Below are 17,595 nucleotides of genomic sequence, written 5' to 3' on the forward strand. Positions count from 1 at the left end.
GCTCCTCCGGGTGCGAATTCCGTTGCGGGGAAGGGAAAAGTCTCGACGGGACGCTACCAGCGGTTCCGTCGCGAGGAGCCCGGTCGCGGTAAGCACCGCGCCACCGGGCGGTAATCCCGGCCGCCGCGGGGGTTTCGTGCGCTCATCGAGTGTCCTCTCCGAACAGTCGCGGGAAGTGGCCGATGTCGTCGGAGACGCGGTCGACCAGCGCGGCCATGTCCGGCTCGCCGGGCGGCAACCGCAGGCTCCGCCGGTTCCGCCGCACCGACGCCGGGGAAAGCGGGAGCCCGCCGGCCGCGGCGTAGCGGATGGCGCCGGTCGCGTCCCGGCAGGGCAGCACCTCGCCGCGGGCGTGCTTGCTGGCGCTGAACGGGATGTCGAGCGTGCCGTCGGCGAACGCCTCGACGACGGCACGGGCCGGGTCCGCGGCCGAGAGGACGGGCCCGGCGAGCTCGTCGACCTCCGCGAGGATCCCCGCGAGTTCCGCCTCGACGGCCTCCTCGTCGACGCGGACGAAGTCCAGCAGCGGCGAGTTCGCCACGGCGGCCAGGCGCATCCCGTCGACGTTCGCCGCCGCGTCGGGGATGCCGAGCGCCTCCTGGTGGGTCTTGGTGACCAGCTTGGCGGCGCCGCCGAGCCGCGCGGTGAGCGCCCCGTAGAAGATCAGCTGGTCGGCGTTGACCCGCTGAGCGGGGAAGACGCCCATGAACTCGTGCAGCACCGGGTAGACCTCGACGCCGTCCGGCAGGTATCGCTTCGCCAGCAAGGGGATCGCGCGCAACGAGGCGACGTCCTGCGCGAGGTTCCCGCCCTGCGGGTAGGACAGCGACAGGCACGCCACGCCCTCGGCGGCGGCCAGGCTCGCTTCGATGATCCCGACGGCGAGGCTGATCGACGGCGGGACCAGCACCGCGGTCAGGGTGCCGAACAGCTCGCGGTCCAGCGTGAGCCCGGCCCGGTGGAGGTCGCCGGTCAGCGCGTCCACCTCGCGCCAGCAGGCGAGCGAGTGCGCCAGCGGGACGTCCTTGCAGTACGGGAGGTTGTAGGAGATCCCGCCGCCCTCGAACGAGGTCGCGCCGGCGGCCACGGAGACCCGGAACAACGCGCGGGCGTCGGGGGAGCCGTGCCGGATCTCCACCGGGGCGGAGACCGCTTCGACCAGCTCGCGGCCGCGCCGCCAGCCGTGCGCGACGAGGGGGTAGCCGTTGAGCGCCGCCGGGTCCGTGTTGACCGCGCGCAACGCCTGGTCGAACCGGTTGAGCCGGGTGAACGAGTCGATGGTCAGCGTCAGGATGTCCGGCGCCGCCCCGGTTTCCAGCTGCCGCAGCAGCCGGAGCATCTCGGCGTGGCCGCCGACGCCGCAGCGGGGCTGGATCGCCGGCACCCCGCGCCCGGCCGCCCGCGCGAGCACGTCCCGGGCGGTCGGCCGGGCGCGGGCGTACCGCACGACTTCGGCCGTGGACGGGAAGTCGGCCTCCGCACCGGGAGCGGCGAAGGGGAGCAGGGCCGGCAGGCCGTTCATCCGGCGCGGGGCGCCCGCGCGGAAGCGGCGCGCCGCTCCAGTTCGCGCAGCAGCGGCACGAGTTCGCCGAGCCCGGCCAGGACGTGGTCGACGCCGAGCGCGCGCAGCCGGTCCTCGGCGCTGCCGTCCTTGTGGCTGCCGACGGACAGGTTGCCGCCGAGCACGATCGGGCACGGCAGGTCGCCGGCGGCCCGGGCGGCCGGCAGCGGGCGCAGGTCGTCGCAGGCGTGGCCGTTGAGGCTGCCGACGACCACCGCGAGGGTGTCCGGGTGCTCGCGCACGGCCTGCGCGAACTCCTCGACCGGCGTGCAGGCACCCAGGTTGACGACGGTGTAGCCCTCGGCCCGCAACCGGTGGGCGATGAGCTGGTTGGCGACCGAGTGGGCGTCGCTGGCGGTCACACCCAGGACGATCGGGCCGCGGCCGGGCATCACCGCACCTCCTGCAGCGCGGCCTGCTCCCGGGTGGCGCGGACGTCGCGCTTCCCGTTGGCGTTGACCTGGATCTCGGGGACGACGTGGATCCGCCGCGGCACCAGCTCGGGCGGCAGCAGCGTGGCCAGCCCCGCGCGGATCTCCCGTTCCGTCGGCGCGTCCCCGCGGTGGTCGAAGACGACGAACGCCTCGACGACGTCGAGCGTGCCGCCGCGGATGATGTCGAACGCGGCGTCGGCCACCCGCGGCAGCGTCAGGGCGTGCCGGCGCAGCTCGGCCTCCTCGAAGCGGTGACCGTTGACCTTGAGCTGCCCGTCGGCCCGCCCGAGGTGCAGCAGCATCCCGCCGGGCAGCACCTCGACGATGTCGCCGGTCCGGTAGGCGCGGCCGCCGAACGCGGGGTCGTCGAGGAACCGGCCGCCGTCCCCGCCGAGGTAGCCGCGGGCGATGCCCGCGCCGGCGACGAAGAGCTCGCCGTGGCCGCCGGCTCCCACCGGCTCGCCGCGTTCGTCCAGCACGTACGCCCCGGTGTTCCAGGCCGGCGTGCCGATCGGCACGGTCGGCAGGTCCGGCAGGTCGCGCACCTCGCTGCGGTGGGCGAAACAGCCGATGGTGGTCTCGGTCGGCCCGTAGTGGTTCACCACCTGAACGCCGTCGAGCCGCTCGCCCATCGCTTTCAGCATGGCGGGTTCGAGGGGCTCGCCGCCGATCATCAGCCGGTGCGCGACGGCCCGGTAGTCCGGCTCGAGCATCCGCTCGAACAGCCGGAAGTGGCTCGGGGTGGCCTTGATGAAGTCGTAGGGGCGGTCGCGGCGGGCGAACAGGCTCGCGTAGTTCCACGAGGACTCGAGCAGGACGATCGTGCGCCCGTGCGCCAGCGGCACCCACAGCGTCGTGAGCGCCAGGTCGAAGCTCATGCTCGCGAAGACCGGGCAGGCCGCGCCGCCGGCGGCGGGCAGGACGTGCGCCTCGGCCCAGCCGATGTAGTTGACCAGGGACCGGTGCTCGACCTGGACGCCCTTCGGCAGGCCGGTGGAGCCGGAGGTGAACACGACGTAAGCGACGTCGCCCGGCCGCGGCTCGGCCATGGCCGGGACCGTGCCCGGCTCCGGCAGCCGCGAGGTGTCGACGCCGGGGTAGCCGAAGGTGCAGTCCGCGTCGCCGGTCCCGTCCCACAGCACGAACCGGGGGCTGACCTGCTCGAGGATGAGGCGGACCCGCCCGGCGGGGTTGGTCGGGTCGATGGGCGCGTAGGCCGCGCCGGCCGCCATCACCGCGATCATCGCCGCGATGCTCTCCGGGGTGCGGCGCGCGACGACGCCGACGAGCTCACCGCGTCCCACGCCCATCTCGCGCAACGCGGCGGCGATGACGACGGAGCGCCGCCAGAGCGTGCCGAAGGTGGTCACGCCGCCGTCGCTTTCGATCGCGACCGCGCCGGGCGTGGCTTCGGCCCGCTCGCGGATGAGGGTCACGACGGACGCCGCGGTCAGCTCGTGGTGCTCGCCGGTGAGCGTCGCGCCCGGGAAGCCTGCTGCTCGTTGGCCGGCCACTGGGAATCCTCTCTGCCTCTGGCGGTGGGAAGGGCCGGCTAGCGCCAGCCGCGGCCGGACACCCCGCGGAAGTCCCACGAGTCCGGCTTGACCAGGTCCGCCAGCGCGGCGGGGACGGTCTGCGCGCCGGTCGCCCGGATCAGCAGGCTCGGCAGCGGCCGGTCGCGGGTGGGCCGCCCGGTCGGTTCGACGAACTCGGCGCCGAGGCCGGCGAGTTCCTTGAGGACCGGGTCCGGCAGGTCGCGGGTCCACAGCAGGAACCGGGTGCCGGGCAGGGTTTCGGCGGCGAGCCGCACGAGGTCGGCCTGGACGTCGTCGCTGCTCGCTTCGCAGTCGACGACCGTGGTCGGGGTCGGCCCGTCGTCGGTGTCCACACCGGACCGGTGGGCGACGAGGTACCCCTCCACCGCGCCGGTTTCGCTTCGGGCCAGGAGGTAGTAGTACTTCGCCAGCGGGTTCGCCGCGCGCCAGCCGAAGTACGACGCCGTGCGCGCGACCCGGACCCGGCCGTCGCCGGGCAGGGCCGCCGCGACCGCCGCCATGGCCTCGACGTCCGGTGCGGTGGCCGCGGTGATCGTCACGCCGGACCGCGTGCCCCGTGCGTCGGGGAGCGCGGACCACGGGCCGCGGAAACCGTGCCCGGCCGGGCGGTTCAGCACCGCCTGCCCCCACGGGCCGACCTGCTGCCAGCCGCGGATCAGCATCGCGGGCACGGTGCCCTGGTCGCCGAAGTCCAGCAGCCACGGCACGTTGTCCCGGCGCAGGCGGGCGAGGACCTCGTCGACCATCGCGTGGAACACCGGCCCGTTGCGGTGCTCCGGCGCGACGATCGTGTCGGTCAGGCACGGCAGCACGAACCGCTGCCCGTCGACCTCCCAGCCGGACCCGAACACGCCGACCATCCCGGCCAGCTCCCCACCGGGAGTCCGGGCCAGCACGACGTACCGGCCGTCCAGGTAGGGGTTTTCGTGGTACTTCCAGTCCAAGTAGGACCCGTTGCCCTCGGGACCGCCGCGCAGCAACGGATCCTGCAAGGCGCAGGCTTCGGCGCGGTCTCCGGGCGTGTAGCCGGTGAGGACGAAGTCGACGGCCACGTCAGGCGTCCCCGCCCTTGGCGCGGACGAACCGCGCGATCCGTTCGAGGGTCCGGAAGTTGTCCTGGCTGATGTCGTCACCGGTGATGCGGATGCCGAAGTGGTCTTCGAGCTCGACGAACACCGCCAGGAAGCGCGAGGAGTCCAGCACGCCGCTGGCGATGAGGTCGTAGTCGGCCGCGAGCGGCTCCACGGGCAGGACCTCGCCGAGGCACGCGCGGAGCCGGTCGAGCACGGCCTGCTCCGCGGCGGTCGCGTCGGTTTTCATCGGTCACCTCAGATCCGGGGTCGGGCGGTGGTCCGGGCTCCCCGAACGTAGCGCGGGCGCCCCCGCGCGGAGGTAATCGCGCGGCACGTGGGGCGCCACCGCGGCGCACTGGCCGCCGGTTACCCGCCGATTACCCCGGCACGGCGGATTACCGCGCGGTGAGCGCGGCCGCGGTGCCGTTTACCCGGTGGTGGGCGGGTCGCGCCTAGCGTGGGCTCGCGTCCACCGCACGACCGAAGACGGAGGTCAAGGTGTCGAAGGGATCCTACGAGGAGAAGGCCGCTCCCGGGTACGCCCGGTCGCGCCACGAACTGCTCGACGCCGGCCGGGTGCTGCCACCGCCGTTCGACGGGGTCGCCAAGACCTCGGCACCCCGCGCGGCCGACGTCTTCGCCCTCGTCGAGCCGATGCTGCGTGAGCACGGCGCCGGCGTGGTGCTGCTCGACGAGCCGTTCGCCGACGAGGAGTTCGTCGCGTTCGGCGCCCGGCTCGGCACCGCGACCGAGGAGACCGACCCGGCGGTGCAGCCGTTCGTGACCGGCGGCGTGATCCTCAACCTGCTCGGCAAGAACCGGCGCACCGACGACGTCTCGCTGCAGCCGTTCGCCGAGAACTCGCTGTCGCTGCACACCGAAGGCAGCGGCCGGGTGGCCGTCGACCAGCCGCGGTACATCGTGCTGATGTGCTGCCACCCGGGCCCGCGGCCGACCGCGGCGCAGACCGCCCTGGTGCCGATGGAAGAGATCTTCGGGCGGTTGTCCGCGGGGGACCGCGAAGTGCTGTCCCGCACCCGCTACGCGCACCTGCCGCCGGGGGAGACGATCCTGCGCGAGCACGACGGCCGTCCGGTGTTCTCGTTCCGCGACTTCCTCGGCGGGCGCCTCGACTGGGTCAACGACGGCGGCGACCCGCCGGAAGCGGTCGACGTCGCGCTGGAGAACCTCCACGCGGCGATGTACGCCCCCGGCGCGCGGGGTGTGCACTGGCAGCGCGGGCTGCTGGTGGTGATCGACAACCGGCGCCACTTCCACGGCCGGACGGCGGGCACCGCCCCGGCGGGCGAACCGCGGCACCTCAAGCGGCTGCGCATCCGCTGATGCGGGGCATCGAACGCACGACCGTCGGCAAGGTCCCGGGCCGGCCGGTCACGGAAGTCGAGTCGTACACGCTGCACACCGGTTCGGGGTTCGCGATCACGGCGTGGAGCTACGGGGCGACGCTGGTGGAGGTGCTGGCCGCGGACCGGGACGGGCGGCACGCCAACGTGTGCCTGCGGCTGCCGGACCTGGACGCCTACCTGGACCGGGCCCGCAACCCGTACGTCGGCGCGACGGTCGGTCGCTATTGCCGCTGCGTGGCGGGTGCGGAGTTCACCTTGGACGGCGTGCGCCACCGCCTGGACCGCAACGAAGGCCGCCACCACGTCCACGGCGGCACGGAGGGCCTCGACCGGCACGTGTGGTCGGCCGAGGCGTCCCCCGACGGCGACGCACTGGAGGTCCGGTTCACGACGACCAGCCCGGACGGCGACCAGGGCTACCCCGGCGAGCTGACGGTGTGCACGAGCTACCGCGCCGAGCCGGACGGCACACTGGTGATCGCGCACCGGGCGCGGACGACGGCGCCGACCGTGGTCGGCCTCACGAACCACGCGTTCTGGAACCTGGGTGGGCAGGGAACGATCGACGACCACCGCCTGCGCCTCGCGGCGACGGAAGCGGTTCGTTTCGACCCGGACCTGGTCCCGCTGCCGGGGGCACCGGAGGCGGTGTCCGGCACCGCGCGTGACTTCACGGCGGAGCGTGAGCTGGCGGGGGTGCGGGTGGACAATTGCTTCCTGGTCCCGGCTTCGGAGCACCTCGCGACGCTGACCCACCCGCCGAGCGGCCGGGTGATGCGGGTGAGCACGGACCAGCCGGCGGTCGGGGTCTACACGGGGGACTGGTTCACGGGGAACCCGCGCGGCGGGATCTGCCTGGAGACGGGCGCGTTCCCCGATGCGCCGAACCGCCCGGACTACCCTTCGGTCCGCCTCGACCCGGGTGAAACGCACCGGCACCGGACGGTGCACCACTTCGGGGTGGTGGATGCGGGGTGATGCGCACGGTACCCGTGTGGTGCGCTGGTTCGGTCGCGCCGACCGCGGGTGCGCCGCTGTGGCGCCGTGCGGTGCACCACTTCGGGGTGGCGGATGCCGGGTGACGCGCACCGGTACCCGCGTGGTGCGCTGGTTCGGTCGCGCCGACCGCGGGTGCGCCGCTGTGGCACCATTTCGGCCGCGCAGCCAGTCCCAGCGCTGTCTGCCGCTTTCGGGCGCGTTCCGGATACCGCGAATGACTCATGGGGGACCTCCAAGGTCCCCCATGAGTCACTCGCGACCTCGGTCGCCCCACCCCAACCCGTAACGGATCAGCCCAGCGGGTGGTGGAGGTAGGTCCGCCGCGGCGAACCCTCACCGCCGAAGATCGGGCCGCAGCGGGTGAAACCCAGCAGGACCATCACGTCCACTGTGGACTCCAGATCCGGATTCGCTTCCGCTCGCAGCGCATCCGCACCGCTCTCACGCGCGATCGACACCGCGCGCCGCAAGCACTGCGGCCCGGCCAGGGAACTGCCCAGTGAAGGGTGCACGGCGAGCCTGCTCAGGTAAGCCGGGGTGTGCGCCTCCGGAAAGACCCCGGTCGGCGGCTCGAAAGCCGGGTGCCAGGTCAACGTGAACATCGCCGCCGCGCGGTCGTCCGCGCGCAGCAGGTGCACCACCCCCGCGCGCACGCGGGACTCGGTCGTGGCGGGGTTGCGCGCCGGGACGGGGGAGCCGAACCGGCGGCCCTGGTGCTGGTCGCTCGCGCAGAGCAGCGCGTGGACCTCGGCGGCGTCGGTCGCGATTTCCCAGTGCTGCGTGGTCATCGTCCTCCCCGTTCGTCGGGTGGCACGCGGGGCGCACGGTCCGGGCGAACCGTGCGCGTCCCGCTCACCGCGGCAGGTCGGCGCAGGTCTCCGCGCTCTGCTTCTCCTCGGCGAGGAAGATGGTCTGGGCCATCATCTTGTAGTCGCGCATGCTCTCGCGGAACACCTCGATCGACTCCTCGGGGTGCACCGAGTCGATGACCGCGTTCGGGCCGATCGCGTTGAACTGGTGCGAAGTGCCGCGCGGGATCTGCATGTCCACCCACGAGTTCTCCGGCACGATCAGGTTGTACCGCGTGCGCCGGTGGCCCTCCGGGGTGCCGGGCAGGTCGTCTTCGAAGGCTTCCGGCGCGAACGGCGTCACGCCCGGGACGTCACCGACGATGAACGGCGACAGGCTGGAGACGCGGATGCGCGTGCCGGGCCCGGTCATCATGCGCACGAAACGCAGGCCCGTGTGCAGGTGCATGCGGGAACACATGTCCCGCTCTTCGACGTCGTAGAAGTCCATCAGGTAGCGGTCGGCGAAGTACCCGTCGAACGGGCTCGCCAGCATGTAGACGTCGCCCTCCTCGAACGTCTGGGCGCGGACGATGCCCTCGGCGTCGGGGGAGGTGGCTTCTTCGGACTTGTGCGCTTCGCGGACCACCGACGCCAGCCGGTCGACGATCGCGAAGGCGATGTCGGCGGGCCATTGGGCGACCGGTGTCACCCGGTTCTGCGCCGGGTCGCGGAACCCGATGAGGTCCTGGACCTCGTTCTCCTCGTCCGGCGCGTGCTTCATCGTCTGGGAAACCGCTTCCATCGACCAATCCTTTTCCTCGGCGTTCCGGGCTCTGGCTCCGGCGCGAACGGCGATTCGTCGGGATCGCCAGTGATCCTGGCCGCCATCGAACGTACGGTGCCGGTGCGACATCTGTACAGTTACGAATTCAGGGATCCGCTCATCGCGCGGTAATCAGCCACCCGGTATTCACCGCGGGAAATCACGCTTTACCGTCCGGTTACCCCGGACATTTTATGTCGCCGGGGTCGATTACCCGGTGATGAGGGGGCGAAGAGCGGCGTGGTTGGCCGGGTCCGGGCCGAATCGCTAACGTGATCGGTGCCCGCAATTCGGGGCGAAATCACCGAAGTCGCACCTTCGCGCAGCCGGCGGTTCGTGCCGGCCCCATCCCACGCCTGCGGATCTGGTGAGCTGTCCGATCAGGCCCGGCCCAGAACGGAGCCCGGTTCATGCCGCTGTTCGATCCCCCGTCCCGGCCACGGCGCATAACGGTTCCCGAAGACGCGCGAGCCTGTGCCGCGCTCGCCCGGCCCGCCGAGGCGGACCTGGACACCTTCTGCCCCGACGTCGACGACCGGCTGCTCGACGTCATCGCCCGCGCGGAAGATCCCGGGGACGCCTTCGAACTGCGGGACCTGTGGCTCGGCCGCGTCGAACACGAACTCGGCGCCGACGCCCTGCGCCCCGGTCTCGCCGAACTCTGGCGCGGTTCCCGCCGCCGGCGCCACGTCGGCGCCGAAGAAGCCCTGGCTTCGCGAGCCACCGTCCGGTTCGTCAAGGAGCTCTTCAACTGGTACTTCCGCGACGACCTCTACGGCGACCTCGCGGCCGACCGGCAGCTGCTGCTCTCGAGCGGCGCGGTCGACGAAGAACGCTGGGGCCTGCCCGCCGCGCTCAAGGACTGCGTGCGCTTCGCCCTCGACCGCGACTGGTACGGCTACTCGGACTCGCGTGGCCGGATACCGGCGCGGGAAGCCGTCGCCGCGTACGAGAACGCCTTGATGGAGCGGGACGTCTACGACGAGCACAACGTCGCGCTCACCATGGGCGGTACCTTCACCGTGAGCACCCTGGCCGATTTCCTCCTCACCGGCCGGACCGGCCCGACCGGGCCCGCGCTGTGCGGCATCCCCAACTACCCGCCGCTGGTCGAGGCGGTTGCCCGCCGCGGCGACGTCCGGCTGGTGCCGCTGCCCAGCACCGCGGGCCGGACGTCGCTCGAACCGCTCATCCAGGCGTTGTCGGCCGACACGCCGCTGGTCATGATCCAGACCGCCGCCAACCCCACCGGCGCGCTGGTCGACGAGGACGAGCTGACCCGGCTGATCCGCGCCGCGGGTCCGCGCACCACGATCATCCTCGACGAGTGCCACGAGTGGCTCGGCCCGCGGCGCACCCGCGGCACCGCCCGCGCCGCGAGCAACGTCGTGCGCGTGTCGAGCCTGTCGAAGAACTGGTCGGCGCCGGGCATGAAGATCGGCTGGATCCTGGCCGGCCGGGAGTTCATCGACGAGTACTACGAGCACGCGTCGACCGCGTTCGGGGGCCCGCCGTCGTTCCTCTACACGGTCGTCGAGCTGCTCGCCCGGATGGAACGCTGGCTGGTCACCGGGCTCGACCGGCCCGGCGCGGCCGAGGTCGCGGAGTTCGAGCCCGCCTACCGCCTCGACGCCGACCGGCTGGGCGTGGCCTACGCGGGCTACCGGCGGGAGCGCTGGGAACGCCAGGACGCGCTGACGGCGTTGCGCGACGCGACGTGCCACCGGCTCTCGGCGGTGGCCAGGGTGACCGTCCCGGCGTACTCCATCAACGCCGCGGTCCGCGTCCCCGGCTGGGACGACAGCTACCGGTGCTTCCGCGACCTGCTGCGCACCACCGGGGTGTCGACCTACCCGGGCATCCTCAACTTCTGCTTTTCCGGCGGGGTGGTCCGGGTGACCACGGCCCGGCCGTGGGCGGAGCTCGCGGAGGCCGGTGACCGCCTGGCCTACGCCGTGGCCGAGCCGGGGGTGCTCCGTGTCTGAGCGCCCGACGGCCGGGTTCGCGGCCCGCGCCGGGCACAAGGCGGTGCTCGGCATGATCCACCTGCCGCCGCTGCCCGGCAGCCCGTACCACCGCAGCGGCACGTTCGCCGGGATCACCGAGACCGCCGTGCGTTCCGCCCGCGCCCTGGAGAACGGCGGCGCCGACGGGTGCCTGGTCCAGACCGCCGACCGCGTCTACGGGACCGAGGACGAAGCCGACCCGGCCCGCGTCGCGGCGATGGCGCTCGTGGTGGCCGAAGTCGTACGGGCCACCGGACCGGGCTTCCGGACCGGGGTGCAGATCATGCGCAACGCGATTTCGGCGTCGCTGGCCGTGGCGGCGGTGGCGGGCGCGTCGTTCGTGCGCGCGGCCACCCTGGTCGGGGCCACGCTCAGCCCGCAGGGCCTCGTCCAGGGCGACCCGCTGCGGGTGATGACCTACCGCCGCGCCATCGAAGCCGGGGACGTCGCGGTCGTCGCCGACGTGGACTCGATGCACTTCTCCTGGCTCACCGGGGACAAGACCACCGGGCAGGTCGCGAAGCACGCCGTGGACGCCGGCGCGGACGCGGTCACCCTCGCCCACCGCGACGAGGACAAGGCGCTGGCGATGATCGCTTCGGTCCGCGAGACGGCGCCCTCGGCGCCGGTGCTCCTGGCCGGGCACACCCACCACCGCAACGCCGCGCGGTTGCTGGGCGCGGCCGACGGCGCGTTCGTCGGCACCTGCCTGGAACGCGACGGCTGGGGCGGTGAGATCGACGAGCGGCTCGTCCACGACTACGTGCGCGAAGTCCGCGCGGTGCAGCAGTGAACCACGAAGGGCGGGCGAACCGCGGATGAAGGCGGAAGTGCTGGTGCGGCAGGCGGATCGGCTCGGTGCGGACCTGCGGGCGTGCGCCGGCGGGATCGCGGAACGGGTGGCGGACCTCGTGGCGGCGCCCGGGTTCGCCGGGATCGGGCGGGTCGTCCTGCTCGGCAACGGCGATTCCCACCACGCCGCCCACGCGGCCGCGCTCGCGTTCGCGCGGTTCGCCGGCGTCGCGGCCGAACCCCTGCCCGCGCAACGGTTCGCCGACCACCCCGACCCCGGGACGGGCCCCGGCACGCTCGCCGTCGGCGTCTCGGCCTCGGGTGGCAGCCCGATGGTGGCCGAGGCGCTGGGCCTGGCGCGAGAACTCGGCGCGGTGACCGTCGCGGTGACCGGACGGCCCGGCACCGCCGTCACCGGCGCCGCGGAGCACGCGCTCGTCACCGAACTCACCGACCTGGAACCGTCGCCGGGCGTCCGCACCCACCAGCTGAGCCTGCTGACCCTGCTGGCGCTCGCGATCGGGCTCGGCGCGCGCCGAGCCGTGTTGTCCACAGTGGACGCTCAGGGTCTGACGGGCGAACTCGGCGGCCTGGCCGCGGTGATCGAGGAGACGGCGGAACTCGTCCGGCCCGCCTGCGTCAAGACCGCGGCCGACATCGCGCACGCGCCGCTGCGGGTGTTCCTCGGCACCGGGCCGAGCCACGGGACCGCCCTGCACGCCGCCGCGAAGCTCATCGAGGCCACCGGCGCGCCCAGCTTCGGGCAGGACACCGAAGAGTGGTGGCACGTCGAGCGGTTCTGCCGGCCCACCGACCTCCCGGTGTTCGTGCTCGCCCAGCCCGGGACCGCGCAGCGGCGGGCGCGGGCCCTCGCCGAACGGGCCCGGCAGCGCGGCCGCCGGCTGCGCTTCGTCGGCGGAAATGCGGCCGACATCCCGGTCGCGGGCCCGGTGCGGGAGGAGTTCGCGCCGCTCGCGCACGGCGTCTTCGCCCCGTACCTCGCCGCGGCGATGGCGGCCGAGCTGGACCGCGAACCGTTCCTGGCCGACCTGCCCGGCTGAACCGCACCGAGGAAAGGACACAGAGGACCATGGGAAACGCACTGGCGGGGCGGACCGGTGACGCACTGGTCGCGGCCCTGCGCGAGCTCGTCCTGCGCCAGCTGCCCGCCACCGCGGCGGACCTGGGCCCGGACTCCCCGCTGGGTGAGGCCGGGCTGACCTCGTTGCGCACCGTCGCGACACTGGTCGCCATCGAGGCCGGCCTGGGTACGGAGCTGCCCCCGGAACTGATCACCCCCGACACCTTCCGCAGCGTCCGCACGCTGGCCGCCGCGATCGAACCGGTGGCCGCGGCGGCGGGACCGGCTCGTGACCGCGTCTGAACCGCGGCTGCGGTTCGGTGTCCATTCCGGACAGCAGTACGAAAGCTACGGTGAGATAAGGGAACTGTGGCAGCGCGCCGAAGAGCTCGGGTACGACTGGTGCTCGGTGTTCGACCACCTGCGCCCGCCGATGGGCGGGCCGGCCGGGCCGTGCTTCGAGGGCACGACCCTGTTGTCCGCACTCGCCGCGAGCACCAGCCGGGTCCGCTGCGCGCTGATGGTCGCCCCGGTCGCGTGGCGGCACCCGGCCGTGCTGGCCGCGCTCGCCGCCACCATCGACCACGTCAGCGACGGCCGCGTGGAACTGGGTATCGGCGTCGGCGGTGCCGATCTGGCGCACGGGCAGTACGGCCTGCCGCAGCCGCCCCGCGCGGACCGGCTCGGGATGCTCGAAGAGACCGCGGAAGTCCTCAGAGGACTGTGGTCGGGCGAACCGGTGACGTTCGTGGGCAAGCACTTCCGGCTCACCGAAGCCCACCTGCGGCCCGTCCCGGTCCAGCCGCGGCTGCCCCTGGTGGTCGGCGGCGTGAGCGAGCCGGTGCTGCGCACCGTGGCGCGGCACGGGGACGTCTGGAACAGCCTGCTCGCCGACCCGGCCGAGTACCGCGAGCGCAGCGCGCGCCTGGACCGCCGGTGCGAGGAAGCCGGCCGCGACCCGGCGAGCGTCCGGCGGTCGATGACCTTCCGCGCCCTGCTCGTCGAGGACCCCGCGGACCTGCCCGGTGAACTCGAGCGGCTGCGGCGGCGTTACCCGCCCGATTCCCCGGTGTGGCCGGAATACCTGGTCTTCGGCACGCCGGAGCAGTGCGCCGAAGCGTTGCGGCCCTACGTCGGACTCGGGGTCACCGACTTCGTGCTCGGCGTCCGGCCGCCGGTGGACTGGCGCTGCGTCACGCTCTTCGCCGACCAGGTCGTCCCCCAGCTCCGCGCGTCCCGGTGACGCCGGTGAGAAAGGAAGCCACGATGGGCAACTACTATTCGGAGGGGTTCGCCTCCTTCTTCGACAACAGCTACACCGGCTGGGTCAACCGGTTCTCGCCGAAGCTGGTCGCCCACCTGGCGACCGTGCCGGGCACCGACCGCACCGCCGTGGACATCTGCTGCGGCACCGGCGTCACCGCGGCCTGCTTCCTTGAGGCGGGCTGGACGCTGCACGGCGTCGACGGGTCAAAGTCGATGCTGGACCTGGCCCGCGCCCGCCACGCCGGGGCGATCGAAGCCGGCCGGTTCTCGGTGGTGCAGTCCGACGCCCGCGCGTTCCGGCTGCCGGCACCGGTGTCCGCGTGCGTCAGCATGGACGGCGCGCTCAACCACCTGCCGTCCACAGAGGACTTGCAGGCGTGCTTCTCCGCGGCGCACGCGGCGCTCGCCCCGGGCGGCGAGTTCGTCTTCGACCTCTACGAGCAGACGCACTTCCTGCACTGGAACAACGTCACGCTCACCGACACCGACGAGGCGGTGGTGGTCAAGCGCGGGGTCTGGGACACCGACACCCGCACGGGCATGCTGCGCGTGTCGGGGGTGTTCGGCGCGGGGGACCGGGTGCAGCGCGTGGACCAGACGCTGACGAGCTGGTACTACGACGCCGAGGACGTCACGGGCGCGCTGCGCGCGGCGGGCTTCGAGCCCCTGCCGCACGACTTCGGCGGCGAGGACCTCAAGTGCGACTCGGGCTCCTGCTCCCGGACGGCGGTCCCGTGCCGCGCGATCTACCGGGCCCGCAAACCCTGACGCACCCCAATGTGGCGTTGGGTGCGCTGGACGCACCCAACGCCACATTGGGGCGCTCGGGGCCGGCGTTATCCGGTGGGCGGCAGCGGCCAGATCGTCCGCTTGACCCGGTAGTCCTCGACCGCCGCCGCGAGGTGCTCCGGGCGGCACGGGAACCCGCCGCCGCCGAGCGCGCCCGCGGCGCCCGGCACCCAGTTGACCGAAATCTCCTTGGCGCGCAGCAGGTGCGCCACCTCGAAGGCCTCCTCCGGCGGTCCCCACACGCTCGCGGCGTGGGCGGCCGCCGCGGCGGACCCGGCCAGCCGCGCCGCCGCCTCGGGATCGGGCGCGGCCTGGACCGTCAGCAACGGCCCGGGCACCTCCTGCAGCACGGCCGGGGCGTCCGGCGCGAGATCGGCCAGCACGCGCGCACCCCGCCAGAAGCCGTGCTGTTCCTCCGGCCCCAGGCGGGTTTCGGCCTCGAAGCAGAACCCGGCGTCGCTGGTGGCCACCGCGGTGTCGAACAGGCTGAGCTGGTCGAGGTTGTTCAGCGGCCCGAAATCCACGCCCGCGCGGCACTCGGCGACGGCGTCGGCGAGGCCGTGCACCACCTGCTCGTAGTTCTGCCGCAACGTGATCACGCGCGCCGGCGCGAAGTTCTGCCCGGCGTTGTGCGTGCGCGCCCTGGCCAAGGCCCGGAACGTCGACCCGGGTGCGCCGGGCAGCACGACCGCGGCGCTGTTGCCGCCCCACCGCAGGTGCGCCGGCCGCAGCCCGGCGCGGTGGGCGACGTCGATCGCGCCCCCGGTGTTCCCGGCGAAGGACAGCGCGTCCACCTGGCCGGCCACCAGGCTGCGCCCGGTCCGGCGGTCGCCGGTGACCACGCCCAGCACGTCGGCGCCCAGCACCGGAACGGCGCTTTCGGCCAGGAACTGCACCGAGTCGGGCGTGCTCTCGGCCGGTTTCACCACCACGGCGTTGCCCGCGACCAGCGCGGGCCCGGCCTGGTGCAGCGCCGAGAGCAGCGGAAACGCCCAGTGCACGAGCACCCCGACGACGCCGAGCGGAGCGGAGCTGCCCGGCAACGGCGCACCGGCCACGGCGGCGCAGGAACGCAGGTGCCGCACGCCGGCCGCCACCTCGAGCCGCGCGTCGGCGTCCGGCTTGCCGGTGCCCGCGCACTCCAGCTCCACGTACCGGTCGGCGCGGTCTTCGAGGTGGCCGGCGAGCGCGTCCAGCCGCTCCGCGCGATCCGGGCCGCTCAGCCGCGACCACGTCTTCGCCGCGTCCCGCGCGGCCGCGACCGCGGCGGACACGGCGTACTCGTCGCCGATCGGCGCCATCCCGCGCACCTGCCCGGTGCGCGGGTCGAGCAGCAGGGTCGCGGGCCCGCCGGTGACGGCCGGTTCGTCTCCCGGCGTCCGGTGCTCAGTCCCGAACACGCGCGCTCAGGTCGTCCCTCAGCTGCGGGCGCAGCACCTTCCCGGTCGCGGTGCGGGGGATCTCCGCCAGCGTGATCACCCGTGACGGCAGCACCCCCTCGGCGAAGGTGGCCCGCAGCGGCTCGGTCAGCGTCGCGACGTCGGTCTCGCCCCCGGACAGCACGACGGCGGCGATGATCTTCTCCCCGGCGAAGCGGTCCGGCACCGTGACGCACGCGGCGTCCCGGACCTGGGGCAGGGCACGCAGCACGCGGTCCATCTCGTCGAGGGAGACGGTCTCCCCGGCGACCTTGGCGATGTTCTTGAGCCGTCCGGTGAGGACGAAGAAGCCGCGCCCGTCCCGCTCGACCCGGTAGCCGAGGTCCTGGGAGTGGAACCAGCCGTCGCGGAACGCTTCGCGCGTCGCGTCGGCGTTGCGCACGTACCGCGACATGACGTTGAAGCCGCGCATGCAGACCTCGCCCACCTCGCCCGGGGGCAGCGGCGCACCGGCCGGGTCCAGCACGGCGACCTCGTTGCCGTAGACCGCGACCCCGACGGAGGGGATTTCGGCGTCGAGCATCAGCCGCCGGTAGGTGTCGTCGGACAGGCCGGGCGGCATCGTGCAGGAGAAGTTGGTGGTCTCGGAAAGGCCGTAGCCCTGCAGCACGCGAGCCCCGAGGCGCTCGGCGACCGACCGCGCGGTGCGGCTGGTCAGCGGCGCCGCGGCGGAGACGAAGTAGCCGAAGCCGTCGGGAAGTTCGGGACGGCGCCACGTCTCGACGAGCGCTTCGAGGATGCCGGGCACGACGCTCGCGATGCGCGGGCGGTAGGTCCGCAGGGTGCCGGGGTAGGCGAGCGGGGAGAAGGAGTCGCACAGCACCGTGTGCGCGCCGGCCGCCATCGTGCCGAGCACGGTGAAGTGCAGGCCGTTGACGTGGTGGATGGGCAGGCAGGCGAGCACCCGGTCACCCCGGACGAGCCCGTGGTGGCGGCGCACGGCTTCGGCGTTGGCCACCGCGTTGAGGTGCGTCTGGGCGACGAGCTTGGACGCGGCCGTGGAACCGGACGTCGCGAAGTAGAGCGCGTCGGCCGCGGGGTCGATCGCGGGAAGGGCCGCGGTGGGCTCCGGCAGCTCGGTCCAGTGCGGGAGGAGCCGCGAGTCCGGGGCATCGGTGCCGGGCAGGTGGACGGTGGCGAGCGCACCGGCCGCTTCGAGCTGCCGGGCGCGCCGCTCGGGCGGGTCCGACGGCCCGAGCATCAGCAGCCCGAACCCGGCCCGGAGCACGGCCAGCACGGTGAGAACCGACGGAATGTCGTTCGCCGGCGCGAAGCCGAGCACGGCGGGCCGCGCGGTCCCGAACTCGGCGCACAGCCACCCCGCGAGCGCCCGGCTCGCGATGGCGGCCGTGCGGTAGTCGAGGGTGGTCGCGCTGCCATCGGGCGCGACGGCGGTGACGAAGGGCGCGTCCCCCTGGCTCACGGCGAACCAGTCGAGCGCGTCCAGCGGGGTGCGCCACGGCGAGGAGGGCACCGCCGGCCCGGCATCGCCGTAGCGGCGCGCGAGTACGTGATCCGCAACCGTCATCGAACGTAACCCTTTCCTCCGGCGCACCGTCCGTTCCGCCTTGCCGAACGAGCCTAGGCCGGGCGGCCCCGGAGGGCGGTAATCCGGAAA

Annotated in this window: 17 protein-coding genes; 8 read left to right on the plus strand and 9 right to left on the minus strand. The window is 73.5% G+C overall.

What is annotated here, in order from left to right; translation table 11 throughout:
* Positions 1–142 precede the first annotated feature (142 nt).
* From ACLJQM_RS37200 to ACLJQM_RS37220, 5 genes are read right to left on the minus strand one after another with little or no spacing between them, the layout of a single operon-like run.
* The gene (locus tag ACLJQM_RS37200; RefSeq protein ID WP_360772839.1) at positions 143–1,522 is read right to left on the minus strand and encodes a methylaspartate mutase; all 1,380 of its coding nucleotides are present in this window, start codon (positions 1,520–1,522) and stop codon (positions 143–145) included.
* Positions 1,519–1,953 (minus strand): cobalamin-dependent protein, encoded by a 435-nt coding sequence (locus tag ACLJQM_RS37205; protein WP_410635022.1) that lies wholly within the window; start codon positions 1,951–1,953, stop codon positions 1,519–1,521. The genes ACLJQM_RS37200 and ACLJQM_RS37205 overlap by 4 nt, the downstream gene beginning before the upstream one ends.
* Entirely contained in the window at positions 1,953–3,509 is a 1,557-nt protein-coding gene (locus ACLJQM_RS37210) for an amino acid adenylation domain-containing protein (RefSeq protein WP_410635023.1), read from the minus strand. Before ACLJQM_RS37210 ends, ACLJQM_RS37205 begins: the two co-directional genes overlap by 1 nt.
* Positions 3,510–3,547: 38 nt before the next feature.
* Positions 3,548–4,603 carry a GNAT family N-acetyltransferase gene (locus ACLJQM_RS37215; RefSeq protein WP_410635024.1) on the minus strand — a complete coding sequence of 352 codons (1,056 nt, stop codon included), beginning with the start codon at positions 4,601–4,603 and terminating at the stop codon, positions 3,548–3,550.
* Between the two features lies 1 nt (position 4,604).
* Positions 4,605–4,871 carry an acyl carrier protein gene (locus ACLJQM_RS37220; RefSeq protein WP_247024884.1) on the minus strand — a complete coding sequence of 89 codons (267 nt, stop codon included), beginning with the start codon at positions 4,869–4,871 and terminating at the stop codon, positions 4,605–4,607.
* Positions 4,872–5,122: 251 nt separating this feature from the next.
* Between ACLJQM_RS37220 and ACLJQM_RS37225 the strand changes: the two genes are divergently transcribed.
* Entirely contained in the window at positions 5,123–5,968 is an 846-nt protein-coding gene (locus tag ACLJQM_RS37225; protein ID WP_410635025.1) for a TauD/TfdA family dioxygenase, read from the plus strand.
* Positions 5,968–6,969, plus strand: coding sequence for an aldose epimerase family protein (locus ACLJQM_RS37230; protein WP_360772823.1), 1,002 nt, complete (start codon positions 5,968–5,970; stop codon positions 6,967–6,969). Before ACLJQM_RS37225 ends, ACLJQM_RS37230 begins: the two co-directional genes overlap by 1 nt.
* 311 nt (positions 6,970–7,280) lie before the next feature.
* On the opposite strand, the gene ACLJQM_RS37235 is transcribed toward ACLJQM_RS37230, so the two are convergent.
* The gene (locus ACLJQM_RS37235) at positions 7,281–7,778 is read right to left on the minus strand and encodes a hypothetical protein (RefSeq protein ID WP_410635027.1); all 498 of its coding nucleotides are present in this window, start codon (positions 7,776–7,778) and stop codon (positions 7,281–7,283) included.
* Between the two features lie 64 nt (positions 7,779–7,842).
* Positions 7,843–8,583, minus strand: a complete 741-nt coding sequence (locus ACLJQM_RS37240; RefSeq protein WP_247024876.1) for a hypothetical protein — start codon at positions 8,581–8,583, stop codon at positions 7,843–7,845.
* A 431-nt stretch (positions 8,584–9,014) separates the two neighbouring features.
* Here ACLJQM_RS37240 and ACLJQM_RS37245 point away from each other — a divergent pair, with 431 nt between their 5' ends.
* Genes ACLJQM_RS37245 through ACLJQM_RS37270 form a run of 6 tightly spaced genes read left to right on the plus strand, consistent with a single transcriptional unit; the run spans position 9,015 to position 14,517 of the window.
* Positions 9,015–10,589: a pyridoxal phosphate-dependent aminotransferase gene (locus ACLJQM_RS37245; RefSeq protein ID WP_410635028.1), complete on the plus strand. Its 1,575-nt coding sequence runs from the start codon at positions 9,015–9,017 to the stop codon at positions 10,587–10,589.
* Positions 10,582–11,403: a BtpA/SgcQ family protein gene (locus ACLJQM_RS37250; protein WP_247024872.1), complete on the plus strand. Its 822-nt coding sequence runs from the start codon at positions 10,582–10,584 to the stop codon at positions 11,401–11,403. The genes ACLJQM_RS37245 and ACLJQM_RS37250 overlap by 8 nt, the downstream gene beginning before the upstream one ends.
* A gap of 25 nt (positions 11,404–11,428) precedes the next feature.
* The gene (locus ACLJQM_RS37255) at positions 11,429–12,463 is read left to right on the plus strand and encodes an SIS domain-containing protein (protein ID WP_410635029.1); all 1,035 of its coding nucleotides are present in this window, start codon (positions 11,429–11,431) and stop codon (positions 12,461–12,463) included.
* Positions 12,464–12,492: 29 nt separating this feature from the next.
* Positions 12,493–12,786: a phosphopantetheine-binding protein gene (locus tag ACLJQM_RS37260; RefSeq protein WP_360772812.1), complete on the plus strand. Its 294-nt coding sequence runs from the start codon at positions 12,493–12,495 to the stop codon at positions 12,784–12,786.
* Positions 12,773–13,726, plus strand: a complete 954-nt coding sequence (locus ACLJQM_RS37265; RefSeq protein WP_410635030.1) for an LLM class flavin-dependent oxidoreductase — start codon at positions 12,773–12,775, stop codon at positions 13,724–13,726. The genes ACLJQM_RS37260 and ACLJQM_RS37265 overlap by 14 nt, the downstream gene beginning before the upstream one ends.
* A gap of 5 nt (positions 13,727–13,731) precedes the next feature.
* Positions 13,732–14,517, plus strand: coding sequence for a class I SAM-dependent DNA methyltransferase (locus tag ACLJQM_RS37270; RefSeq protein WP_410635031.1), 786 nt, complete (start codon positions 13,732–13,734; stop codon positions 14,515–14,517).
* A 68-nt stretch (positions 14,518–14,585) separates the two neighbouring features.
* Here the strand turns inward: ACLJQM_RS37270 and ACLJQM_RS37275 are convergent, their stop codons facing one another.
* The gene (locus tag ACLJQM_RS37275) at positions 14,586–15,938 is read right to left on the minus strand and encodes an aldehyde dehydrogenase family protein (protein ID WP_360782233.1); all 1,353 of its coding nucleotides are present in this window, start codon (positions 15,936–15,938) and stop codon (positions 14,586–14,588) included.
* Positions 15,925–17,505 carry a class I adenylate-forming enzyme family protein gene (locus tag ACLJQM_RS37280; protein ID WP_410635033.1) on the minus strand — a complete coding sequence of 527 codons (1,581 nt, stop codon included), beginning with the start codon at positions 17,503–17,505 and terminating at the stop codon, positions 15,925–15,927. The genes ACLJQM_RS37275 and ACLJQM_RS37280 overlap by 14 nt, the downstream gene beginning before the upstream one ends.
* Positions 17,506–17,595: the final 90 nt, after the last annotated feature.

Source organism: Amycolatopsis sp. cmx-4-83, from assembly GCF_046548815.1.
GTDB classification, from domain to species: domain Bacteria; phylum Actinomycetota; class Actinomycetes; order Mycobacteriales; family Pseudonocardiaceae; genus Amycolatopsis; species Amycolatopsis pretoriensis_A.

Excerpts from the sequence above, each read along its gene's own strand:
- ACLJQM_RS37200 (WP_360772839.1), bottom strand. The coding sequence starts at position 1,522 with ATGAACGGCCTGCCGGCCCTGCTCCCCTTCGCCGCTCCCGGTGCGGAG.
- ACLJQM_RS37205 (WP_410635022.1), bottom strand. The coding sequence starts at position 1,953 with ATGCCCGGCCGCGGCCCGATCGTCCTGGGTGTGACCGCCAGCGACGCC.
- ACLJQM_RS37220 (WP_247024884.1), bottom strand. The coding sequence starts at position 4,871 with ATGAAAACCGACGCGACCGCCGCGGAGCAGGCCGTGCTCGACCGGCTC.
- ACLJQM_RS37230 (WP_360772823.1), top strand. The coding sequence starts at position 5,968 with ATGCGGGGCATCGAACGCACGACCGTCGGCAAGGTCCCGGGCCGGCCG.
- ACLJQM_RS37235 (WP_410635027.1), bottom strand. The coding sequence starts at position 7,778 with ATGACCACGCAGCACTGGGAAATCGCGACCGACGCCGCCGAGGTCCAC.
- ACLJQM_RS37240 (WP_247024876.1), bottom strand. The coding sequence starts at position 8,583 with ATGGAAGCGGTTTCCCAGACGATGAAGCACGCGCCGGACGAGGAGAAC.
- ACLJQM_RS37245 (WP_410635028.1), top strand. The coding sequence starts at position 9,015 with ATGCCGCTGTTCGATCCCCCGTCCCGGCCACGGCGCATAACGGTTCCC.
- ACLJQM_RS37255 (WP_410635029.1), top strand. The coding sequence starts at position 11,429 with ATGAAGGCGGAAGTGCTGGTGCGGCAGGCGGATCGGCTCGGTGCGGAC.
- ACLJQM_RS37260 (WP_360772812.1), top strand. The coding sequence starts at position 12,493 with ATGGGAAACGCACTGGCGGGGCGGACCGGTGACGCACTGGTCGCGGCC.
- ACLJQM_RS37280 (WP_410635033.1), bottom strand. The coding sequence starts at position 17,505 with ATGACGGTTGCGGATCACGTACTCGCGCGCCGCTACGGCGATGCCGGG.